The sequence below is a fragment of the Gilliamella bombicola genome, assembly GCF_900094945.1.
GTDB classification, from domain to species: domain Bacteria; phylum Pseudomonadota; class Gammaproteobacteria; order Enterobacterales; family Orbaceae; genus Gilliamella; species Gilliamella bombicola.
Map to the genome: position 1 here is coordinate 1 of NZ_FMAQ01000024.1, position 2324 is coordinate 2324.

Sequence of the window (2324 nt, forward strand, 5' to 3'; positions counted from 1 at the left end):
CTCCCACCTATCCTACACATTAAGGCTCAATGTTCACTGTCAAGCTATAGTAAAGGTTCACGGGGTCTTTCCGTCTTGCCACGGGTACACCGCATCTTCACGGCAAGTTCAATTTCACTGAGTCTCGGGTGGAGACAGCCTGGCCATCATTACGCCATTCGTGCAGGTCGGAACTTACCCGACAAGGAATTTCGCTACCTTAGGACCGTTATAGTTACGGCCGCCGTTTACTGGGGCTTCGATCAAGAGCTTCTGCTTACGCATAACCCCATCAATTAACCTTCCAGCACCGGGCAGGCGTCACACCGTATACGTCCACTTTCGTGTTTGCACAGTGCTGTGTTTTTATTAAACAGTTGCAGCCAGCTGGTATCTTCGACTGATTTCACCTACGTCCGCGCGGGATTTCAATTACCATCAGCGTGCCTTCTCCCGAAGTTACGGCACCATTTTGCCTAGTTCCTTCACCCGAGTTCTCTCAAGCGCCTGAGTATTCTCTACCTGACCACCTGTGTCGGTTTCGGGTACGATTAACTATAACCTGAAGCTTAGAGGATTTTCCTGGAAGCAGGGCATCAATTACTTCACTGCCTTAGCAGCTCGTCATCACACCTCAGCGTCTCAGTGACCGGATTTGCCTAATCACACGCCTACATGCTTAACCCACCATCCAATAGGTGGTAAACCTAGCCTTCTTCGTCCCCCCATCGCAGTTATAGCCAGTACGGGAATATTAACCCGTTTCCCATCAGATACGCCCTTCGGCCTCTCCTTAGGGGTCGACTCACCCTGCCCCGATTAACGTTGGACAGGAACCCTTGGTCTTCCGGCGAGCGGGCTTTTCACCCGCTTTATCGTTACTTATGTCAGCATTCGCACTTCTGATACCTCCAGCATGCCTCACAACACACCTTCTACGGCTTACAGAACGCTCCCCTACCCAATACACTTGCGTGCACTGCCGCAGCTTCGGTGCATAGTTTTAGCCCCGTTACATCTTCCGCGCAGGCCGACTCGACTAGTGAGCTATTACGCTTTCTTTAAATGATGGCTGCTTCTAAGCCAACATCCTAGCTGTCTAAGCCTTCCCACTTCGTTTCCCACTTAACTATGACTTTGGGACCTTAGCTGGCGGTCTGGGTTGTTTCCCTCTTCACGACGAACGTTAGCACCCGCCGTGTGTCTCCCATGATTAAACTTGTCAGTATTCGGAGTTTGCATCGGGTTGGTAAGCCGGGATGGCCCCCTAGCCGAAACAGTGCTCTACCCCCAACAGTTACTCATGAGGCGCTACCTAAATAGCTTTCGGGGAGAACCAGCTATCTCCCGGTTTGATTGGCCTTTCACCCCCAGCCACAGGTCATCCGCTAATTTTTCAACATTAGTCGGTTCGGTCCTCCAGTTAGTGTTAACCAACCTTCAACCTGCCCATGGCTAGATCACCGGGTTTCGGGTCTATACCCTGCAACTTAACGCACAGTTAATACTCGGTTTCCCTTCGGCTCCCCTATTCGGTTAACCTCGCTACAGAATATAAGTCGCTGACCCATTATACAAAAGGTACGCAGTCACCACTACCCAACGGCAGCAGCTCCCACTGATTGTACGTACACGGTTTCAGGGTCTATTTCACTCCCCTCCCGGGGTTCTTTTCGCCTTTCCCTCACGGTACTGGTTCACTATCGGTCAATCAGGAGTATTTAGCCTTGGAGGATGGTCCCCCCTTCTTCAGACAGGATATCACGTGTCCCGCCCTACTCTATAAGCTTCCACATATCGCATCTTCGTGTACGGGACTTTCACCCTCTATCGTGCGACTTTCCAGACGCTTCCACTAATACTATATGCTACCCGCTTGGGCTCCTCCCCTTTCGCTCGCCGCTACTTAGGGAATCTCGGTTGATTTCTTTTCCTCGGGGTACTTAGATGTTTCAGTTCTCCCGGTTCGCCTCATATGACTATGAATTCATCATATGATAGTGTAGTCACCTACACTGGGTTTCCCCATTCGGACATCGACGGCTATTGCGCTTTTTATCAGCTCACCGTCGCTTTTCGCAGATTAACACGTCCTTCTTCGCCTCTGATTGCCTAGGCATCCACCGTGTACGCTTAATTTCTTAACCTTACAACTCACAGTTGTCTTGGTTTTAATTACGCTTTCTTCTCTTTCTTTATGTTCAACCTTTATCAATTCAACCTAACTAATCGTTATCGCTAACGTTTAATTAAATAACTCAATAAATGCATTACACAAGAACGAGAACTCGTTTCTTTCAGCTTGTTCCTAATTGTTAAAGAGCTTTATCTTTCTATTCACTTAA

At 49.1% G+C, this 2324-nt stretch carries 1 rRNA gene; it reads right to left on the reverse strand.

Annotated elements, in window-relative coordinates:
* Positions 1 to 2126, reverse strand: a 23S ribosomal RNA gene (locus tag GA0061081_RS10920); the annotation flags it as partial.
* Positions 2127 to 2324: the final 198 nt, after the last annotated feature.